Genomic DNA, 24214 nt, shown 5'->3' with positions numbered 1-24214 from the left:
AATAAACAAATCCAATGAAAAATAAATTAAAAATTCTTAATATCTTATTCATAATTTTGTTTTTTCCTATTTTTTTTGAGAGCGTACATGCTGAAGATCCTATCCTGATTTCTATCTCGTCTGATTTAGATCAAGTAATCTTTGATGGAAAATGGACTCATGCGTATGAATGGAAACAATCTAGCTATAACAGATTTGTATTTGACGATGGAAATGAAATTCACTTGAGAACAGGTCATCAAGATAATTTTATTTATGTTCATATTAATTTTGCAAGTGATACAAATATCGATAAAGGATCTGATAATGCAATGATTTGTTTTGACACTAAAAATGATAAAACCATAATTCCACAATCTGATGATTATTGTTTTTCCACAACACTAGATACAAAAAATTCATTCACCTACAGAGGAAATAATTCTTCAATTGATGATAGTTTTGATATAATTTCCAATGACAAAAATTTTGTTGCAAAGGGCACTGCATCTGATAAATATGACAGATATAGCAAAGTCCCACATACAAGCTATGAATTTAGAATTCCATTAGATGTGTTGGGACGTTCAGACAATTACGGTTTTTATGTTTCTGTATATGATGGAGATTCCCAAAATCATTATTCATGGCCCTATGAAATAAAAAATCAAACTTCTTTTTCTAGTCCAAGTCAATGGGGTGATTTAGTGTCTCCTGACAAATCACTTCCAGAATTTGATCTACTAATTATGTTCTCTTTAACATTCTCATTAATGACAGTATCTATCATTATTACAAAATTTAACATGTTTAAGATCAATACCTTTAGACATTAAAAAAACTATAATATCAATTTCAAAAATTTGGTGCCTGAAATCTGATATTTTTAATTAAAAATTAATAACTACTAATTTTTCCATTTAATCAAATGGCTCTTGAAACTAGGAACGCAAACAAGCCTCAAGTTTCAATAATTATTCCAACCTATAACGAATCACAAAATATCCTAAATGTCTTAAAATCTATCGGAGATATTATTCCAAAAAATATTTTTACAGAAGCAATTGTTGTTGATGATAATTCTCCTGATGGAACAGGCAAAATTGTAGAAGATTATTTGAAAAATGTTAAAAAAATTGCTGGATACACAGTAAATGTCATTCATAGAACGGCAAAAAATGGGTTGAGTTCAGCTATTCTTAGTGGAATACAACGAGCAACCGGCGATACAATTGTTGTAATGGATAGTGATCTCTCTCATCCTCCACAAATAATTCCTAAAATGATTGAAACACTAAGACATTATCAATGCGATATGGTGGTCGCATCTCGATATATTACTGGCGGTAAAATTAACGGATGGAACAAAAAACGAAAGTTGTTAAGTAAAATTGCAACAATGATTGCAAAAAAAGGTCTTGGGGTTAAAACAAATGATCCAATGTCCGGGTTTTTTGCATTTAGAAAAGGTATTCTGAAAGGATTGAATTTTGACGCAATTGGTTACAAAATACTCTTAGAAATTCTAGTTAAGAAAAGAGGACTTGATATCAAAGAAATACCATATACATTTCAAAACAGAACATTAGGTTCGAGCAAATTAGATTTTCCTATAATCATTGATTATGTTAAATCTGTTTGGAAACTATACCGTTCAGGTAAACCAGAAGAAAATAATGAAAAAAGAAAATCTGTAAAATTCTTCTCTAAGGCAGGAAGATTTTATACCATTGGGGCAACAGGTTTTGCAATAAACTATATCATTTCATTGATGTTTTCTGGTGGGCTAACAGAGATTTGGTATCTACATGCAAATATTTTGGGAATAATAACGTCAATGACATCAAATTTTGTCTTGAACAAGTGGTGGACATTTGGTGATAGAGATTTTTCTTTTAAGAAAACAATTTCACAGTTTTCAAAATTCATCATGTTCAGTTCGTTTGGTGCATTAATACAACTTGGTGTTGTATTTTCATTGGTCGATAATTATGATTGGATGTATACAACTGCATTGGGTGTTGGGGTCTTAACTGGAGCTTTTAGTAATTTCATTTTGAATAAAAAATGGACATTCAAAGATAAACTATGGTAATTAATTTCAAAATAATTTTTATTGGAATAATTGCAGCTTTCATCACATTAGTGATTTTTACACAATATCAAACAGAAATTCCTATAGAAGAATCAAACATTCATGATATTGAATTTTTTAATTTCAATATTGATTTTAAAGATTTTGATATGGTTGAATTACCTATTGATTCCATTTTTATAATTAAAGCAATCAAAGATGATTATATTCTTGATAAAAATATTCACAAATATCTTAAACTCGCTTTTGAATTGGATGATGAAAACTTATCATTATACGACGAATTATCCAACACAGATGAAAAAACAGTAGTTATATTTCCAATTTTTACTTCTTCTGCATATAATTCTCCTGGATTTTATGATTATTATTCTGACAGATGTGATGTATCATGTCTTACTGTCCCAATAAAATTAATTTTACGTACAGAAATGGGCGGTAATGGTGCACAGATTCTAAAACTTCTAAATTATAAATTTCTAAGTGATATCGATGTTGATAAAAATCCTGAAATTTTAAACCATTTTGATAAAGTTATTCTATTACATAGTGAATATGTTACAAAGAAAGAATTTGATGCTATCACTTCACATCCAAATGTAATCTATCTATACCCTAATGCATTATATGCTGAAATAGAAGTAAATTATGACCAAAATACTGCTACTTTGATCAGGGGTCATGGATACCCAGAAAAGCACATTGATAATGGCTTTGACTGGGTTTTTGATAATACTCGTCCATATGAATTTGATAGAGATTGTGATAATTGGGAATTTTATGAAATTGAGAATGGTAAAATGCTAAATTGTTTTCCTGAAGAACAACTCTATGAAGATGCCTCATTATTAAAAGCCCTCAAAGAAATCTAGAAAATTAAAAATAAGAAACGTTCGTCTTTTCTACTCTACTCAAACGTTGTTGTAGAGCTTTGAGACGAAAGTCCGGTGGAAGTTGGTACAGATGGAAATCTATCACCAATCTGTTGCTCAGCTACTGCAGATGCTTCCTGTAGAATCTTTTCGGTTTCTTCATTTGAAGCGGCAGACTCCATGCTAAACGAGTCTCCTGCAAGTGAATCCATCATGAGTCCATTAAGTGTCTGTGTCATACTATTCAATTCTGAATCAGCTTCTGGCATGAATCTTCCTAGTGATGACTTCAATCCCTTCATTGTAGACATCGCTGGTCCAATTGCTACCATTGCATCACCAAGATCGTGAATAGTTGTCAGTCTTAGTTGGACTTGTTCTAATGACATTCTTGCATTGCCGAGCATCTTTGTAACTTTACGAATTTCAGCTAATTCGTTGGACAAAACTCTACTTGTGCTAGTATCATGTTGTTGCATTGCGGTTACCACACGTTGAAAGAGTTGCGCATCTCTTTCATGCAGCTTTCCTAACATAGAATCCATTTTTGATATTTGGACCTGTAGTTTATTCACTGCAGTTTGAATTCGTGGTTTTAATGCACCTTGAGGCTTTACTGCTTCACGGAGTTTGCCAGTTACGCTTTGGGTCTCTTGATGAGCCCAAGTTTTATCGAAGTTTGGCATTATGAATGATGATTTACAAATTTAGTCTTAATCAACAGTGTAAATTTAGATCAGTTTTAGATTAAATTTAGCTAACAAAATCTAAATCATATTCAAAATATTGTTCATAGATGGTAAAAATTGCTGTATTTGATTCTGGTTTAGGTTCATTATCCATCATAAAACCTATTCAAAAACAAATGAAGTGCGACATAATTTACTTTGCTGACACAAAAAACTTTCCTTATGGAAAAAAACCTATTAAAGAATTAAAAAGCATTACATTAAAAACAATTTCATCAATTCAAAATTCTTTTGCGCCTAAGTTAATTGTTATTGGTTCAAACACTCTATCACTCACATTAGATTCACATTCAAATAATATTTTTACCGTATTGCCACCAATAAATGAAGCAAAAGCAATTTCAAAATCAAAATCTATCGCAATATTGGCAACAGAATCAATTGTAAAAAGTAAACTACTTGATAATTATATCAAAAGCTTGAAAATAAATAACATCAAAATTATTAAAATAAATGCATCTGCACTAGTTGACTTGGTAGAATCTGGTAAGTTTTATTCAAATCCTGAATTATGTAAGAACATGATTAAAAAAATTCTAAGTTTGACATTTCTTAAAAACAACGTGGATGTAGTTACGTTATCTAGCACACACTTGCCATTTCTTTTGAAATTCTTTAAAAAGATATTTCCTAATATTGTCTTTCTTGATCCTAGTGAGTCATTAGCTATTAATTTAAAACAACATTATGCTGATCCTAACAAAAAAAGAAATTCACTACAAATTTTTACCTCTGGCAGTATTAAATTACTTGAAAAAAAACTTAGTTATATGAATATTAACAATAAAATTTCAAAATTTTCAATTCAATAGATCATGTTGTATTATTTTCAATTCAATAGATCATGTTGTATTATTTTCAATTCAATAGATCATGTTGTATTATTTTCAATTCAATAGATCATGTTGTATTATTTTCAATTCAATAGATCATGTTGTATTATTTTCAATTCAATAGATCATGTTGTATTATTTTCAATTCAATAGATCATGTTGTATTATTTTCAATTCAATAGATCATGTTGTATTATTTTCAATTCAATAATTTATTTTTTCAAAAAATATTTTTTTAAAATTTTCATAAATTTTCATTTTTTCTTGATCAATTTTACGAAAAATCAAATTGCCGTTTTGGTATCTCTGAAATCACAAAATTCCATCATGGATCCAGTCATTTCTCGTAATTTCCTCGATCCTTATGCTTTGATCTGACTGAATTTTATTGGATATGGCACTTGAATTTAGTACATCTGTAAACGTAAGTTTTACACAAATTCATTTTTCTAGAGTCATCTCAAATTCAATTCCATGTCCTAAAATTTTTGGAGGTGATCAGTTCTGAAATCTTTAGCCATATCCATGTTTTTGATTTTGGTTCTGTCAACACTTTCATCTGGAACTGATTATGTTTATTCACAATCAGTTCCAGAAAATTTTAAATCAGTTCCAGAAAATTTTACAGTTGATTTAATTGAAAAAATTGGATTTTTAGAAACAAAAGAAAAAACTGATCAAGTAAATTCATTTTCAGTTTCATTGTATGAAAAACTTTCTACTTCAAGTTCCAAAGAAGTTAAAGATCAAATTATTTTGGTTAAACATGAATCTGATAGAAAAGTAATGATGGAAAGAATTTCTGACAGACAATCAAAATTCCAAATTAATGAATCTAAATTTTTAAAAATGGTTTTACCATCAACATTAGATTACCACGATCAAAATATTGTTAATAATGATCTAATATTTTCAGATTATTTATCATTTGACAAATTATATTTTGAATTAACTGATCTACTTTCAAATACTATTGAAACACAAAAAACAATTTCAAATTATTTTAACCCTAACTCTGATCTTTACATTCAAAATAATATTGAATTTTTAAATGATCAAATTTTTGATCCAGAAAATCCAATATTATTAATATTATTGATACCTTTTGCAGGTTTTGTCCTAATTCGTTATGATAACGAACAAACTAAATTTTATCAAATAAAACAATTTTTTACTTTTGCTTTTATAATTATTCTTGTTTCATCTGCAGTAATTACTCCATTATCAATCTCTTCATCTTATTGGGGTTATGCATTTGGAGAAATGGATAACAGTACTGAAGTTATTTCTCAATTAGATGATTCTGAAATTATTTCTCAGGAGAATGTTACAATTATTTCTCAATTGAATGATAATCCTGAAATTGATCTATCTGAAGTTATTCCTATTGAATCATTCCGAACTCAATCAAATAATGATTTGTCCATCTCTGACATTCTCAGCATCACGCTGTCACCATTTACAGACAACATGCCTGACACATCTGACTCATCCTCAACTAAATCAAACATGTCCATCTCTGACATTCTCAGCATCACGCTGTCACCATTTACAGACAACATGCCTGACACATCTGACTCATCCTCAACTAAATCAAACATGTCCATCTCTGACATTCTCAGCATCACGCTGTCACCATTTACAGACAACATGCCTGACACATCTGACTCATCCTCAACTAAATCAAACATGTCCATCTCTGACATTCTCAGCATCACGCTGTCACCATTTACAGACAACATGCCTGACACATCTGACTCATCCTCAACTAAATCAAACATGTCCATCTCTGATCTATTGGAAATAATTTTCACGCCTAAATTTTCTACAGATAAAGCAAAAATCAATGAAGAGAATACTGTTGACCTAAATGGATATCAAGATTTTATGCAGATAAATGAAAATTCTACAAATAATCTACAATCTTTTGTCATTAGTACCTGGATAAAACCTGACTACTCCCACGGTTCTCCAGAATTCACAATTATGAGCAAAGAGGGTTCATTTTCATTGGCTGTAAACAATCTAAAATCCGGAAATACCGCAAAATTCTCTGTTTTTGATGGTATAAAATGGACCCAAATAGATTCCATATCTGAAATTCCTGAAGAATGGACGCATATTTTGGCGTCATTTAGCAACCAAACTATCAGTATCTATGTAAACGGAGAAATTGAAGGCACAAAGCAGCTAACAAGAATACCTTCCCTATCCATAGATGGAAAATTAGAATATGTTGATATTGAAAACATTTCATCGGAAAATGATATTGTAGTTGGAGCCTACATCACTACAAGAAACAACATTTCCCATCCAAACAACATGTTCTCAGGCATGATCGATGAGATTCTTTTGTTTGATTACTCCCTTTTAGAGACAGAAATTGGACAATTGTATTCCCAAGGTAAATCTGCTCATGGTCCAACCCAAGAAAAAACATTGGATGATATTCTAAAAGAAATCGAGCAAGAGATGGCCGCACTGCAGGCACAAAATTACACACAAATCTTACAGGCACAAATGTCCCTTTCTGATATCCTCTCAACTACTCATATTCAGGCACAAAATATTGCTGAAGATCCTCAGGCACAAATCTCATCAGATTCCTTACAGGCACAAATGTCCATTCAAGACATTCTATCATTTGATTATTCTCAGGCACGAAATAACACCTCTGCAATCATAGTGGTGCCTGATATTTCTCCTCATTTGATACCTGTAAAGGATACATTTACAATTAATGAGGAGGCTGAAATCGTCTTTGAATTCTTCACTGAAACTGAGGCTATGGTTCAAGAATTTGAGAATCTTGATGTTGCCATAGAAACTGCTGATACTGACACTGAAAGTGCTCTCAATCCATCTCCATTAGATGAAATTTTTGGATTATTTGTACTACCAATTCCAGAAGCTGATGCAGCAAAAGATGATGGCACCTCAATTAAAGCAAAAATAAAACAACTCAAAAAAGAAATCACTCAAATCAAAAAAAGCGAAACTGTATCAGAAAACGAACTAGATACAATAAAAAATAAAATCAAACTCTTAGTTGATCAAATAAAAGAAGAAGTAAAAGAATCAAAACAACAAAAGAAAACTGACAAACTAAACTCTGTAATTGAAAAACTCGAAAAAATTACAAACAAACAGCAGAAACAAAAAGATAACTGGAATGACAAGGAAACAATCACAACTGAAGTATATGATGTAAACAACAACAAAGTAGAACTAGATGTAACGTTTGAAAAACAAAGAGAAGGAAAATTCAATATAAAGTTTGATCCTGCAAAAGCAAAACCGGGAATTTACAAAATCAAAACAATTCTCAATATGGATGGAAAACAATTCATTTCAGAAAGTGAATTTGCATGGGGTCTTGTATCTGTAAACTCGATGAAAAGTATTTACAAACCAGGAGAACTTGCAGAGTTTGAAATTGTTGTCCTTAATGGAACAGGAGCTCCTGTATGTCCTGCAAATACTATAATGCAAATCATAGATCCAAACTTGTCATCAACATTGATATCTTCAAATGATATCATTGAAGCTTCTTGTGGATTATATCTTACAAACTATCCTACATCCATTATAGGAAACTACACAATAAATATTCAAGCTGAAACTGGAAATGGAATTGCAAACTTTTCAACATACTTTACCGTACTTGATAATTATGATTATGACATTATTAGATACACTGACAGCAAAATTGATCCATTTGTAGATCCTAATGACTTTGATGTAGAAATTGACATTACATCATTTGTTGGAAATGATGAGCTTACAATTCGTGAATATGTTCCATCATCATTTGGGATTTTCAATACAGATGCCACTGTTGAGACTGTTGGAAATTATAAAGTGTTGACATGGAAGAAAACCCCTCAAGATGGCTATGTTGAAACATTTTCATACTCATACTCTGTACCACTTGTAACACCTGAACTATATCCCCTGGGTAAAATGGAAATTATGCAGTCAGGCATTCCAACTTTCACTGAAGCTAGAAACTGGTTTGTAGCAGTTGATCCTCACTTCTTAATTGACGCAAGTGTAACTATCAATGATGATAGGTGGCAGGATGCCTCCAAAAGAACTGTTGCAGTTAACGGCTCCCATGTCTACTCATTTTACATTGATGCAGAACAGGATCTTGCCTACAGCTATTCCACAGATGGCGGATTTTCATGGAATTATGGTGGTGAAATAGAATCTGTGAATAATCTGTTTATAGGAATTGCTACTTGGTATGAGCTTGATACGCCTGAATTGACTGATAATTTCATCCACATTGCGGCATATGACGGCGGTGATGATACAATGTTTTACATAAAGTTTGATCCTTCAGATGCAACTATTGCTACTCCATTGGTGGACATTAGTAACGGCATAGGAAACTTTGGTACTTTGGCTGATGCAGGAAACATTTCAATCGCTCTGGGTACAAATGGTGATATCTATATTGGTACAATTGATGGTTCTGCAACTGATGATCCATTATCACGTGTTAGAGTATGTACTGAATCTGGTCATTCTTGTGAATCTCAATCAGATTGGAGTAACGCTGGTGCAAGAAATACAATATGGGGTAATGATGACGGCAATGATTCTCTAATATTGTTGCCATTACCTAATGATGACGATATCTTACTGGTTTCACTAGACATTAGCGGTCATGTCTTACGTTCCAAACAATACGATCAGAGTGCAGGTACTTGGGATGCAGGTTGGACCACAATTGACACAGGAATAGTTGATTCTACTGCTTATGATCATGCAGTCTCAGGAGTGGTTGATAAAAAAACCGGAGACATTTATGTCACAGCAGTTCCTAATGTTGCTGCCACAGACAGCGAAGTTAGAATTTATCGTTATGTTGATGGATCTGGTTGGTCCACTTTACCTAAAGTAACCAGCACTGATGGAAGCAAACGGTATATAGATACATCAGTAGGAATTAACGGAGATTCTGGAAAATTATATGCAATTTACAATTATGGTGCTGTTGCAACTTCAAACGATGTCTACTACAAATCAACTTCAATCCCATCAATTAGTTGGAGTTCTGAAAAACTGTTAACGAATTCTACAAGTAACTTTAGAGGATTATCTATTAACAACTACAATGAGAATTTATTGTATGCAGATTTCTTTGACACAAATATAAACAGATTATATGGTTCACCAATTGTAAAACAGCCATTACTTTCAGAAACACTTGGTATTTCTGATGATTTAGTAATTGGAATCAGTGCTTCTAGAACCTTAACCGAAACATTAAGCATCTCAGATGATATTTTTGCAGCAATTACGCAGGATGTTGATCTTTCTGAAACATTGAATACATCTGATGCTATTGCAACGAATACACCTCTCACGAATATTATTTTAGATGAATCTCTTTCAATTTCTGATTCTGTTTCCTTATCCATCAGTATTATCAGTACTATTTCAGAGACACTTTCTCTCTCTGACAGTGTTGATGCAGCCAAAAGATCTCCTGGGGATGATCCTAACGCAAGACCTCTCAAAGTAACGGTTTATTCTGGTACTAGTTCTAGTGATCCAACAACCATTACTCTTGATTCACCACTTGCAGATGCAAGCAAAGCATTTGCAATGTGCTCGTTTAATCATAATCGACAAAGTGAACACAACAAAATATTTAGAGCGTGGGAACTTGATGATACCACACTTACAATTCACGCAACTGCAAAACCACCCGGACCAAACTCCGTGAACTATGTTTGTAGTGTAATTGAATTTGGCAATGCATCTACTGTTGAAGGCAGCACTCAGTCTTTTACTCAAGCTGCATCAGGAAGTACTGTAGTTACTACAACTTTGAGTGGCACTCCAGTAGATTTGAGTGAAACAATGGAGTGGTATCAAGGACATGTTCATGACAATAATGAATCCCAAGTTGGTTCAGAAGAGCTTGATAGAATCAGACTTACTAGTTCAACTCAATGGGAATGGCAAGTAAAGACTGCCCCTGGCAGTGGTCCTCAAGATAATTACATGGGCTTGTTTGACTGGAATAACCTTGAAGTTAATGTTCAAAGAGGACAGACATCAATTTCATCAGGAAGTACCACCACTACCATTACTCCACCTACATCAATTGATAGAACAAGAAGCCTTTTGTTTGTATCTTTTATGAAAGATGATACAGCATTTGACTATATTCCTAACCAATCATACATCCATGCCACAATCAATTCTAATAACGACTTGGTATTTGCAAGAAACTCTGGAACCGGGGCTCCTGCAATTGAGATTAACTGGACTCTAGTTGAGCTTCCTGAGGATTATGCAAATATTAGACATGGAACACACACTCAGAGTGATACTCAGTCTAATACTACTTTTGATCTAGAGGGAGGAGATTCTATTACAAATGTGGATAGAGCATTTGTTATTGGTACCGTTTGTTCACCATTTGGTTGTGGAACAGGTAGTGGTTCTAGTACTGTTGCCGGTTCAATTGATAGAATTCAGTCAACCTTGCAACTTGATGACGCAAATACTATACGTGTAATAAGAGGTGATGGAACTGGAACATTTACAGTTGGATACCAAACAATAGAATTTTTGCCAAAGAAAGTTGTTCTCACTGAAACATTATCCATCTCTGACTTCATTGTCACACAAAATATTGGAACTGTTACTCTATCTGAAACATTAATTCCATCTGACACAATTACAACAAATATTGCCAGAACTGCAGACCTATCTGAAACATTAACCCATTCTGATACAATTACAACTAATTACACTGCATCAACTACTCTATCTGAGACACTCACTCCATCTGACACAATCACCACAATGACAATATCATCAACTACTCTATCTGAGACACTCACTCCATCTGACACAATCACCACAATGACAATATCATCAACTACTCTATCTGAGACACTCACCCCATCTGATGTAGTTGCAACAAATATCGCCAGATCCGTTACTCTATCTGAAACATTAACCCATTCTGATACCATTACAACCAACTATACTGCATCAGTAACACTATCTGAGACCTTGACTCCATCTGATGTACTCACCACAACCACTGCAGCATCAGTAACACTATCTGAGACCTTGACTCCATCTGATGTACTCACCACAACCACTGCAGCATCAGTAACACTATCTGAGACCTTGACTCCATCTGATGTACTCACAACAACCACTGCAGCATCAGTAACCCTGGATGAAACACTCACACCATCTGATGTACTCACCACAACCACTGCAGCATCAGTAACACTATCTGAGACCTTGACTCCATCTGATGTACTCACCACAACCACTGCAGCATCAGTAACACTATCTGAGACCTTGACTCCATCTGATGTACTCACCACAACCACTGCAGCATCAGTAACCCTGGATGAAACACTCACACCATCTGATGTACTCACCACAACCACTGCAGCATCAGTAACCCTGGATGAAACACTCACACCATCTGATGTACTCACCACAACCACTGCAGCATCAGTAACACTATCTGAGACCTTGACTCCATCTGATGTACTCACCACAACCACTGCAGCATCAGTAACACTATCTGAGACCTTGACTCCATCTGATGTACTCACCACAACCACTGCAGCATCAGTAACCCTGGATGAAACACTCACACCATCTGATGTACTCACCACAACCACTGCAGCATCAGTAACACTATCTGAGACCTTGACTCCATCTGATGTACTCACCACAACCACTGCAGCATCAGTAACCCTGGATGAAACACTCACACCATCTGATGTACTCACCACAACCACTGCAGCATCAGTAACACTATCTGAGACCTTGACTCCATCTGATGTACTCACCACAACCACTGCAGCATCAGTAACACTATCTGAGACCTTGACTCCATCTGATGTACTCACCACAACCACTGCAGCATCAGTAACACTATCTGAGACCTTGACTCCATCTGATGTACTCACAACAACCACTGCAGCATCAGTAACACTATCTGAGACCTTGACTCCATCTGATGTACTCACCACAACCACTGCAGCATCAGTAACACTATCTGAGACCTTGACTCCATCTGATGTACTCACCACAACCACTGCAGCATCAGTAACACTATCTGAGACCTTGACTCCATCTGATGTACTCACCACAACCACTGCAGCATCAGTAACACTATCTGAGACCTTGACTCCATCTGATGTACTCACCACAACCACTGCAGCATCAGTAACACTATCTGAGACCTTGACTCCATCTGATGTACTCACAACAACCACTGCAGCATCAGTAACACTATCTGAGACCTTGACTCCATCTGATGTACTCACCACAACCACTGCAGCATCAGTAACACTATCTGAGACCTTGACTCCATCTGATGTACTCACAACAACCACTGCAGCATCAGTAACCCTGGATGAAACACTCACACCATCTGATGTACTCACCACAACCACTGCAGCATCAGTAACACTATCTGAGACCTTGACTCCATCTGATGTACTCACAACAACCACTGCAGCATCAGTAACACTATCTGAGACCTTGACTCCATCTGATGTACTCACAACAACCACTGCAGCATCAGTAACACTATCTGAGACCTTGACTCCATCTGATGTACTCACCACAACCACTGCAGCATCAGTAACACTATCTGAGACCTTGACTCCATCTGATGTACTCACAACAACCACTGCAGCATCAGTAACCCTGGATGAAACACTCACACCATCTGATGTACTCACCACAACCACTGCAGCATCAGTAACCCTGGATGAAACACTCACACCATCTGATGTACTCACCACAACCACTGCAGCATCAGTAACACTATCTGAGACCTTGACTCCATCTGATGTACTCACCACAACCACTGCAGCATCAGTAACACTATCTGAGACCTTGACTCCATCTGATGTACTCACCACAACCACTGCAGCATCAGTAACACTATCTGAGACCTTGACTCCATCTGATGTACTCACCACAACCACTGCAGCATCAGTAACACTATCTGAGACCTTGACTCCATCTGATGTACTCACCACAACCACTGCAGCATCAGTAACCCTGGATGAAACACTCACACCATCTGATGTACTCACCACAACCACTGCAGCATCAGTAACCCTGGATGAAACACTCACACCATCTGATGTACTCACCACAACCACTGCAGCATCAGTAACACTATCTGAGACCTTGACTCCATCTGATGTACTCACCACAACCACTGCAGCATCAGTAACACTATCTGAGACCTTGACTCCATCTGATGTACTCACCACAACCACTGCAGCATCAGTAACACTATCTGAGACCTTGACTCCATCTGATGTACTCACAACAACCACTGCAGCATCAGTAACACTATCTGAGACCTTGACTCCATCTGATGTACTCACAACAACCACTGCAGCATCAGTAACACTATCTGAGACCTTGACTCCATCTGATGTACTCACCACAACCACTGCAGCATCAGTAACACTATCTGAGACCTTGACTCCATCTGATGTACTCACAACAACCACTGCAGCATCAGTAACACTATCTGAGACCTTGACTCCATCTGATGTACTCACCACAACCACTGCAGCATCAGTAACACTATCTGAGACCTTGACTCCATCTGATGTACTCACAACAACCACTGCAGCATCAGTAACACTATCTGAGACCTTGACTCCATCTGATGTACTCACAACAACCACTGCAGCATCAGTAACCCTGGATGAAACACTCACACCATCTGATGTACTCACCACAACCACTGCAGCATCAGTAACACTATCTGAGACCTTGACTCCATCTGATGTACTCACCACAACCACTGCAGCATCAGTAACCCTGGATGAAACACTCACACCATCTGATGTACTCACCACAACCACTGCAGCATCAGTAACACTATCTGAGACCTTGACTCCATCTGATGTACTCACAACAACCACTGCAGCATCAGTAACCCTGGATGAAACACTCACACCATCTGATGTACTCACCACAACCACTGCAGCATCAGTAACACTATCTGAGACCTTGACTCCATCTGATGTACTCACAACAACCACTGCAGCATCAGTAACACTATCTGAGACCTTGACTCCATCTGATGTACTCACCACAACCACTGCAGCATCAGTAACACTATCTGAGACCTTGACTCCATCTGATGTACTCACAACAACCACTGCAGCATCAGTAACACTATCTGAGACCTTGACTCCATCTGATGTACTCACAACAACCACTGCAGCATCAGTAACCCTGGATGAAACACTCACACCATCTGATGTACTCACCACAACCACTGCAGCATCAGTAACACTATCTGAGACCTTGACTCCATCTGATGTACTCACCACAACCACTGCAGCATCAGTAACCCTGGATGAAACACTCACACCATCTGATGTACTCACCACAACCACTGCAGCATCAGTAACACTATCTGAGACCTTGACTCCATCTGATGTACTCACAACAACCACTGCAGCATCAGTAACCCTGGATGAAACACTCACACCATCTGATGTACTCACCACAACCACTGCAGCATCAGTAACACTATCTGAGACCTTGACTCCATCTGATGTACTCACCACAACCACTGCAGCATCAGTAACACTATCTGAGACCTTGACTCCATCTGATGTACTCACCACAACCACTGCAGCATCAGTAACACTATCTGAGACCTTGACTCCATCTGATGTACTCACAACAACCACTGCAGCATCAGTAACCCTGGATGAAACACTCACACCATCTGATGTACTCACCACAACCACTGCAGCATCAGTAACACTATCTGAGACCTTGACTCCATCTGATGTACTCACCACAACCACTGCAGCATCAGTAACACTATCTGAGACCTTGACCCCATCTGACTCTGTTGCAACATCTGAAACTGTAACACTATCTGAGACCTTGACCCCATCTGACTCTGTTGCAACATCTGAAACTGTAACACTATCTGAGACCTTGACACCATCTGACTCTGTTGCAACATCTGAAACTGTAACACTCACAGAAACACTCACACCATCTGACTCTGTTGCAACATCTGAAACTGTAACACTCACAGAAACACTCACACCATCTGACTCTGTTGCAACATCTGAAACTGTAACACTCACAGAAACACTCACACCATCTGACTCTGTTGCAACATCTGAAACTGTAACACTATCTGAGACCTTGACCCCATCTGACTCTGTTGCAACATCTGAAACTGTAACACTATCTGAGACCTTGACCCCATCTGACTCTGTTGCAACATCTGAAACTGTAACACTCACAGAAACACTCACACCATCTGACTCTGTTGCAACATCTGAAACTGTAACACTCACAGAAACACTCACACCATCTGACTCTGTTGCAACATCTGAAACTGTAACACTCACAGAAACACTCACACCATCTGACTCTGTTGCAACATCTGAAACTGTAACACTCACAGAAACACTCACACCATCTGACTCTGTTGCAACATCTGAAACTGTAACACTCACAGAAACACTCACACCATCTGACTCTGTTGCAACATCTGAAACTGTAACACTCACAGAAACACTCACACCATCTGACTCTGTTGCAACATCTGAAACTGTAACACTCACAGAAACACTCACACCATCTGACTCTGTTGCAACATCTGAAACTGTAACACTCACAGAAACACTCACACCATCTGACTCTGTTGCAACATCTGAAACTGTAACACTCACAGAAACACTCACACCATCTGACTCTGTTGCAACATCTGAAACTGTAACACTCACAGAAACACTCACACCATCTGACTCTGTTGCAACATCTGAAACTGTAACACTCACAGAAACACTCACACCATCTGACTCTGTTGCAACATCTGAAACTGTAACACTCACAGAAACACTCACACCATCTGATGTGATCACCACAAATGCAGCTCAATCAGCAACACTATCTGAGACCTTGACCCCATCTGACTCTGTTGCAACATCTGAAACTGTAACACTATCTGAGACCTTGACCCCATCTGACTCTGTTGCAACATCTGAAACTGTAACACTCACAGAAACACTCACACCATCTGACTCTGTTGCAACATCTGAAACTGTAACACTCACAGAAACACTCACACCATCTGACTCTGTTGCAACATCTGAAACTGTAACACTCACAGAAACACTCACACCATCTGACTCTGTTGCAACATCTGAAACTGTAACACTCACAGAAACACTCACACCATCTGACTCTGTTGCAACATCTGAAACTGTAACACTATCTGAGACCTTGACCCCATCTGACTCTGTTGCAACATCTGAAACTGTAACACTATCTGAGACCTTGACCCCATCTGACTCTGTTGCAACATCTGAAACTGTAACACTCACAGAAACACTCACACCATCTGACTCTGTTGCAACATCTGAAACTGTAACACTCACAGAAACACTCACACCATCTGACTCTGTTGCAACATCTGAAACTGTAACACTATCTGAGACCTTGACCCCATCTGACTCTGTTGCAACATCTGAAACTGTAACACTCACAGAAACACTCACACCATCTGACTCTGTTGCAACATCTGAAACTGTAACACTCACAGAAACACTCACACCATCTGATGTGATCACCACAAATGCAGCTCAATCAGCAACACTATCTGAGACCTTGACCCCATCTGACTCTGTTGCAACATCTGAAACTGTAACACTCACAGAAACACTCACACCATCTGACTCTGTTGCAACATCTGAAACTGTAACACTCACAGAAACACTCACACCATCTGATGTGATCACCACAAATGCAGCTCAATCAGCAACACTATCTGAGACCTTGACCCCATCTGACTCTGTTGCAACATCTGAAACTGTAACACTCACAGAAACACTCACACCATCTGACTCTGTTGCAACATCTGAAACTGTAACACTCACAGAAACACTCACACCATCTGACTCTGTTGCAACATCTGAAACTGTAACACTCACAGAAACACTCACACCATCTGACTCTGTTGCAACATCTGAAACTGTAACACTCACAGAAACACTCACACCATCTGACTCTGTTGCAACATCTGAAACTGTAACACTATCTGAGACCTTGACCCCATCTGACTCTGTTGCAACATCTGAAACTGTAACACTCACAGAAACACTCACACCATCTGATGTGATCACCACAAATGCAGCTCAATCAGCAACACTATCTGAGACCTTGACCTCATCTGATGTGGTATCTACAAGTAGATCTCAAACTGCTGTCCTCTTAGAGTCTCTAACAATTACTGATGTAGTATCATTACAATCATTATTCACAAGAATTCTTGAGGAAACGCTCTCTTTCTCTGATAACTTTACATTTGCAGGTTCATTGAATATTAGAGTTGTAGACGATGATCAATTGAAAGGTGGTGCTTCATTTACCATCTCACCAAATCCATTAACAGGAACTGGAAGTCTAAATATTACTGACAATGGCATCAATGATGTAAATGCAACAAGTGGCGAGATAAGAATTACATCTGTACCATTTGACGATTATACTGTCACTATGACGACCATTCCAACAGGCTATGTAGTTACAATTGATCAGACCTCTGCGCCTGTCTGCTGTGTTAACGTAAATCCTTTGACCATCTTTACTTTAATTGATGAAAACACTGATCTATCAACAGCTGATTCAAAGAAAGGTTCATCTGCACCATTGCTAAACTCAACTGGACTGAATATTTTACAAGGATTCAATGCAGTTATTGTTAATAGTCAGACTCAAACTACTATATCAAAAACTAATCAACTTCCAGAAATTACTACAGTTGGTGTAAATAATCCCTCAGGAAAAACTACTGCAACATCATCACAATCTAACATCAAATATGTAAAAGATTGGAGTAAAGGCATCAAAGGTTCTGACGTAATCAACTCCTTCAAGATGCAACCATATGTACTTCCAACAAACAAATCATCTACTGCAGTCATCCCTGTCTTTGTTTCTACAGAAACGACCACTCATCAAGTCATATCTACTTCAATCAAAAAAATTACTTCAGGTCAACAGATGATACTCCCAATCCAACTTTCACTCATTCCAAGCTTTGGTGGTTTGTTAAAACTTGACATCACATCAAAGGATTCTTCATCATCAGTTGGGGTATTTGACAAAGACTGGATAGTGATTGAAACTGATGATGACCATATCAACTCACCAACTTTAGCTAGTAGTGGAATTACAAATGAATTGGAATTAGAAATTGATGTAAAGTATCGTTATGAAGAAGATTCTGTTGGATTCAACTATAATGATGAGAATAACTTTGCATCCAAGCCACAAATGACAGTACTTGTTCCAAAACCAACATCTTCTGATATCATTACACTTGCTAATGGATGTGCAGATGTAGAAGCACATACTCTAGTGGGAACAACATGGACATCTGGTATAGATAAAATCTTGTCAAATACACCATCTGAAAAGAGTGGATTCTGTGATGTAGTGGTAGAGTCTGATCACTATTCCAAGAAATCCATATCTTCCAAGAGATCTACATCGTCTGCTGCAGGAGAAAGTTCTGCAGGTACATCAGGACTTGGCGGAGGTGGAGGAAGAACTAGTGCAGGTGCTTCAGTATCTGGCGCATCTGTAGGATTTGGAGGAATTCTATCAACACCACTTGCAATCAATGAGGTATCCTATGACAAATGTAATGAAAATATGGCACGCATCATAGTCTCAAGTGATGCAGATACTCCACCAGCAGTCAAACTTGCCACCTCAAAGTCCGGAATTGTATATGCAACATTAGCCGAAGTTCAGCCATATGAGGACTTGAACAAACTAACCAGCATTGATAGATATCTCTATGAGGTTCCAATTTCCTCAGATGAGACATTCTTGATGATAGTGGTTACAGAAGAAAAGGGTACAACAAAGAATGTTGTACAGGCATCAGTTAGATTACTCTCATGTGAGGGAACTACAGTAATTGTTGAGATTCCAGATGAGTTGCCAGAAATTGTAGAAGGAATTCCAAGAATCTTTGATGCTACAATCCAAATTGCCAACGGCACAAGATACAGTGCTGATTTGGAATCAGAGTTCCTTTACATTGACAATCAGGACATGAAAGTATCTGCAATTATTGACAGTGTTGTTCCTCTGCAAAGAGTAGAGCTCAGATCAATTACCATGGGACAAACAGAAGATCAGTACGTTGGAATTAATATGAATGTGGAAGCATTACCAATTTCAAATTCTACCTATCTAGTTAGTGCTGATATTCCATCATTCGTAATGAGTGAACCTGGAATGCAATATTGGTTACACATCATTGATGAGAACGATAATAGATCTGAATCAAAACACTATAACATTGGTGTAAAACCAACCATAGTATCTGATATTTCAGTTGAGATGGATGTTCCAAATATTATTCCATCAGGATCTCTAATCAAACCAGAATTATACATCTTTAATGATGATGCCCCATCATATGGAATTGTGTCACTGGTAGTTGATGGAAAAGTAGTTTCAAAGAAATCACAAATATTTGGAATAGGACAAACCCAAGTAATCTTTAACTGGAATGTTCCAAGTTCTGATGGTTATTCAACTTTAGACTTGCAGGGAAGAGTTGACTTGTATGATCGTTCTACCGTTACAGTACCTGCACAAGTTTCCATACATCCAAAGACCATTACAATCTCAGCATATGACATGAAATCATTACAAGTAATAGAAAAAGATGGTCAAGTGTTAGCTGATCCTGCATTAATCTATGCATCTAACTCTGCTTCTGATTTGAGATTCAGAGTAACTGATCCACAAGGACAATGCATAATTGGTGGAACAGAAGAATGTCTTATCAATGACAACACTAGAGAAAATCGTGGTGGCTTAGAGAGTATTCCATATGGCGATCAAATACTTAGAGTCAGATACAGTGGTGCAGATAACATGCTAGAGCGATTCTCAATTACTTCAATTGATCCAATTATAGGTAAATGGATTGTGGCCCTAGAGACTGAAGATGGATTTATTCCACAAGCACATGCAGCTGATGATCCTTTAGTGAAGGTAAAATACAGATATCACTCTGAAATCATTACTGTAAAATCACAATAATGGAACAAATCCGTGATTTTATATTCATAAAATTATCGTTAAACACTCCAATTTGGTACCTGTAGCTCCCAAATCTTCCATTTTGGCAATACCCATCTTTGGGATTTTTCGATAACTCTTTTATTATAAAATATCATGAGCACTTCATGACACAGTTGATGCTTTCATTACTATTGTTAACTGTAGTCGGTTTTAGTATGGTTGGAATTCATGATTCATTCGCTGCTGATTATAGTGTTGAAGATGATGATTGTGGCGCATCTGGTGGATTTCCTGGATCATGGAATGATGATAACGAAGTATGTGAACTTGATAATGATTTTGTCCTTACTAGCGATGATGAGTTGGAGATTACTGAAGTTACACTTGTTATACCAAATTCTATCTCGCTTGAAAACAGTGGATCAATATTCATGGATGAGGCCGGTCTTACAGTAGATGGAACTTTGAATAATTTAGCAGAGATGGAATTTGCTACCGTTGAGTTTAACATCTCTGGTGATCTGATTAATTCTGGAACCATCGCTATGTCAGATTCTAGTTTTGAGGTATCTGCAACTGGAACCATTGAGAATTTAGCTGATGGCATTATTAATAATCAGGATACACCCATAGGCATATCTGGTGAATTAAACAATTATGGTGAACTACAAAATTTTGGGGGATATAATATTGGATTAAATGGTAAATTGACAAATTTTGGTACAATAAATACCGATGATGATCGGGAGTTTACCATATCGGGTTTTTTGCATAACACAGAGTCTGGAAATTTTATCCAGTCACAAGGCATATTTACAAACAAAGGATTAGTTGAAAACTATGCATCTGATTCATCTGGTGGGCAATTTCACCTATCATCTGGTAATCCTTTTATAACTACAAAAGTTAACGTTGAAGGAACACTAAGAATTTTACAAAATAGCGAATTTTTAAACGAAGCAGAAATTAAACTAAAAAATCCTGGCAGGATTGAAATTTTTGGTACTCTACAAAATGATGGCATTCTACAAAATGGACAAATTATATCTCCAGCAGCACTTTGTGGAAAGATTATAGGAAATACAGTTTCTGGAACTCCTCCAGTGGACAAGTGTCCAATCAAATCAATTACCATATCTTCTCCAGCAACTAACAGTAAACATGGCAATGTAGTTCCTGTAACTTTTACTGGAACTGCTATCGATGTTAATGCCTATGGTAATGAAGTTCCTGTTACATCATCAATTATCTGGACTAAAACACCTTTGCCACAACTAACTAATCAAAATGGCGGCTCAGTTTCCAACCAAATAACCACTATTGGCGCTAATACTATCAGAGCAACTGTTACAGATTCTGGCGGCAATACAAAATTTACTACTATCACAATAAATATTTTCAATGATGTTGATGGGGATGGATACCTATCTGCACCAAATGGCAATGACTGTAATGATAACAATGCAACAATCAACCCCGGCGCAACCGAAGTATTTGGTGATGCAATAGACAACAACTGTGATGGGGTAGTTGATAATGGATTCACCGATGGTGACTCTGATGGTTATGTAGAGGAAACACTAAACGTCTTACCAGGATTCACTGACTGTGATGATAACAATGCAGCAATCAACCCCGGCGCAACCGAAGTATTTGACGACATAGACAACAACTGTGATGGGGTAGTTGATGAGGGATTCACCGATTTTGATATGGACGGCTACGCTACAACAACTGCAGGTCCTCAAGCAATAGACTGTGATGATAACAATGCAGCAATCAACCCCGGCGCAACCGAAGTATTTGACGACATAGACAACAACTGTGATGGGGTAGTTGATGAGGGATTCACCGATTTTGATATGGACGGCTACGCTACAACAACTGCAGGTCCTCAAGCAATAGACTGTGATGATAACAATGCAGCAATCAACCCCGGCGCAACCGAAGTATTTGGTGATGCAATAGACAACAACTGTGATGGCAGTATTGATAATGGATTCACCGATGGTGACTCTGATGGTTATGTAGAGGAAACACTAAACGTCTTATCAGGATTCACTGACTGTGATGATAACAATGCAGCAATCAACCCCGGCGCAACCGAAGTATTTGGTGATGCAATAGACAACAACTGTGATGGCAGTATTGATAATGGATTCACCGATGGTGACTCTGATGGTTATGTAGAGGAAACACTAAACGTCTTATCAGGATTCACTGACTGTGATGATAACAATGCAGCAATCAACCCAGGTGCAACCGAAATAGGCGGAAATGGAATTGATGATAATTGTGATGGAACTATAGATGATGGTGTAGATGAAGATGGCGATGGTTGGGTTACTGGACCAGGACTAGGATTTGATTGTCATGATAGGATTCAAACTGATCCTGAATCAATATATTTTGGAATAGATCCTGCAGAAATTAATCCAGATGCTGCTGAAATCATTGGTGATAATGTTGATAACAACTGTGATGACACCACTGATGAAATAGTTCTGATTACTTTTGGTGATTCTTATGTTTCAGATGGAGATTCTGTACTTTCTATACCTGCAATTGGAATATTAGAAAATGACATAATTCCATTCTATACAGAAACAGTACCTGTAGTGTATCCAGTATCTGCACTTCTTCCTGTAGATGTCAACTTGGAAACTCAATCAACCAAAGGTAATGCCGCATTAAATTCAGATGGAAGTTTTACTTATTCTCCAACCGATCCTCTCTTTGGTTCTGACTCGTTTGAATATTCCATATCATATCTAAATTCTGATAATGAACTAATTCAGAGTGACATTTCAACTGTTAACTTGACACAGAAATTCTGTGGAAAGGACATCAGTGAATTTGATAATGTGATTGTTGGAACAGACTCGAAAGACAATCTTAACGGCAGTAATGATGATGACTTGATTCTAGGCTTGGGTGGAAATGACAAAATTAATGGAAAGAAAGGTAATGATTGTATCTATGGTGGAGACGGAAACGACAACATTAACGGGCATGACGGAAATGATGAAATTCACGGTGGAGACGGCAATGACAAGATTAGAGGACATGCTGGTGATGATAAATTATTTGGAGATAACGGTGATGACAATATCACTGGAAACAATGGAATGGATGAAATTCACGGTGGAGATGGAAACGACAAAATTGTAGGAAACCAAGACGATGATAAATTATTTGGAGATAACGGTGATGACAATATCACTGGAAACAATGGAATGGATGAAATTCACGGTGGAGATGGAAACGACAAAATTGTAGGAAACCAAGACGATGATAAATTATTTGGAGATAACGGTGATGATCGTATAACTGGTAATAATGGTGATGACGTGATTGATGGCGGAAATGATTATGATTATTGTAAAGGTAACAACGGAGTAAACACTATTGTTAATTGTGAAGATGATGACAGAAAAGATGACAAACATGATGACAAAGATGACAGAAAAGATGACAAACATGATGACAAAGATGACAGAAAAGATGACAAACATGATGACAAAGATGACAGAAAAGATGACAACAAAGGAAAAGGACGAAAGTAAA

General features: G+C 37.2%; 7 protein-coding genes. 6 read left to right on the top strand and 1 reads right to left on the bottom strand.

The features are described 5' to 3' along the window. The first annotated feature begins 56 nt into the window (after positions 1 to 56). The 3 genes from OO712_RS10380 to OO712_RS10370 all read left to right on the top strand — a co-directional run bounded on the left by OO712_RS10380 (position 57) and on the right by OO712_RS10370 (position 2946). Positions 57 to 815, top strand: a complete 759-nt coding sequence (locus tag OO712_RS10380; protein WP_225866932.1) for a hypothetical protein — start codon at positions 57 to 59, stop codon at positions 813 to 815. Between the two features lie 92 nt (positions 816 to 907). Then, positions 908 to 2074: a glycosyltransferase gene (locus tag OO712_RS10375; RefSeq protein ID WP_109877639.1), complete on the top strand. Its 1167-nt coding sequence runs from the start codon at positions 908 to 910 to the stop codon at positions 2072 to 2074. Further along, the gene (locus tag OO712_RS10370; protein ID WP_109877640.1) at positions 2068 to 2946 is read left to right on the top strand and encodes a hypothetical protein; all 879 of its coding nucleotides are present in this window, start codon (positions 2068 to 2070) and stop codon (positions 2944 to 2946) included. Before OO712_RS10375 ends, OO712_RS10370 begins: the two co-directional genes overlap by 7 nt. 35 nt (positions 2947 to 2981) lie before the next feature. On the opposite strand, the gene OO712_RS10365 is transcribed toward OO712_RS10370, so the two are convergent. Beyond that, positions 2982 to 3632, bottom strand: a complete 651-nt coding sequence (locus tag OO712_RS10365) for a Snf7 family protein (RefSeq protein WP_109877641.1) — start codon at positions 3630 to 3632, stop codon at positions 2982 to 2984. Between the two features lie 110 nt (positions 3633 to 3742). Between OO712_RS10365 and OO712_RS10360 the strand changes: the two genes are divergently transcribed. The 3 genes from OO712_RS10360 (at position 3743) to OO712_RS10310 (ending at position 24213) form a co-directional block, all read left to right on the top strand. Then, a complete protein-coding gene (locus tag OO712_RS10360; protein WP_109877642.1) occupies positions 3743 to 4507 on the top strand; it encodes a glutamate racemase in 765 nt (254 codons plus the stop codon). 558 nt (positions 4508 to 5065) lie between these two features. After that, complete coding sequence (locus OO712_RS10710; protein ID WP_425342916.1) at positions 5066 to 20665, top strand: hypothetical protein; 15600 nt, start codon at positions 5066 to 5068, stop codon at positions 20663 to 20665. Between the two features lie 146 nt (positions 20666 to 20811). Next, positions 20812 to 24213, top strand: a complete 3402-nt coding sequence (locus OO712_RS10310; protein ID WP_264953696.1) for a MopE-related protein — start codon at positions 20812 to 20814, stop codon at positions 24211 to 24213. The last annotated feature ends 1 nt before the right edge of the window (position 24214 follow it).

The organism is Nitrosopumilus zosterae (assembly GCF_025998175.1).
In the GTDB taxonomy this organism is placed as follows: Archaea; Thermoproteota; Nitrososphaeria; order Nitrososphaerales; family Nitrosopumilaceae; genus Nitrosopumilus; species Nitrosopumilus zosterae.
Note: the sequence above shows the minus strand (reverse complement) of the source record. Positions and strands in the feature narration are given on the sequence as shown.

What these genes read in the sequence shown, in the direction of transcription:
- OO712_RS10375 (WP_109877639.1), top strand. Translation starts at nt 908, where the DNA reads ATGGCTCTTGAAACTAGGAACGCAAACAAGCCTCAAGTTTCAATAATT.
- OO712_RS10370 (WP_109877640.1), top strand. Translation starts at nt 2,068, where the DNA reads ATGGTAATTAATTTCAAAATAATTTTTATTGGAATAATTGCAGCTTTC.
- OO712_RS10365 (WP_109877641.1), bottom strand. Translation starts at nt 3,632, where the DNA reads ATGCCAAACTTCGATAAAACTTGGGCTCATCAAGAGACCCAAAGCGTA.
- OO712_RS10360 (WP_109877642.1), top strand. Translation starts at nt 3,743, where the DNA reads ATGGTAAAAATTGCTGTATTTGATTCTGGTTTAGGTTCATTATCCATC.
- OO712_RS10310 (WP_264953696.1), top strand. Translation starts at nt 20,812, where the DNA reads ATGACACAGTTGATGCTTTCATTACTATTGTTAACTGTAGTCGGTTTT.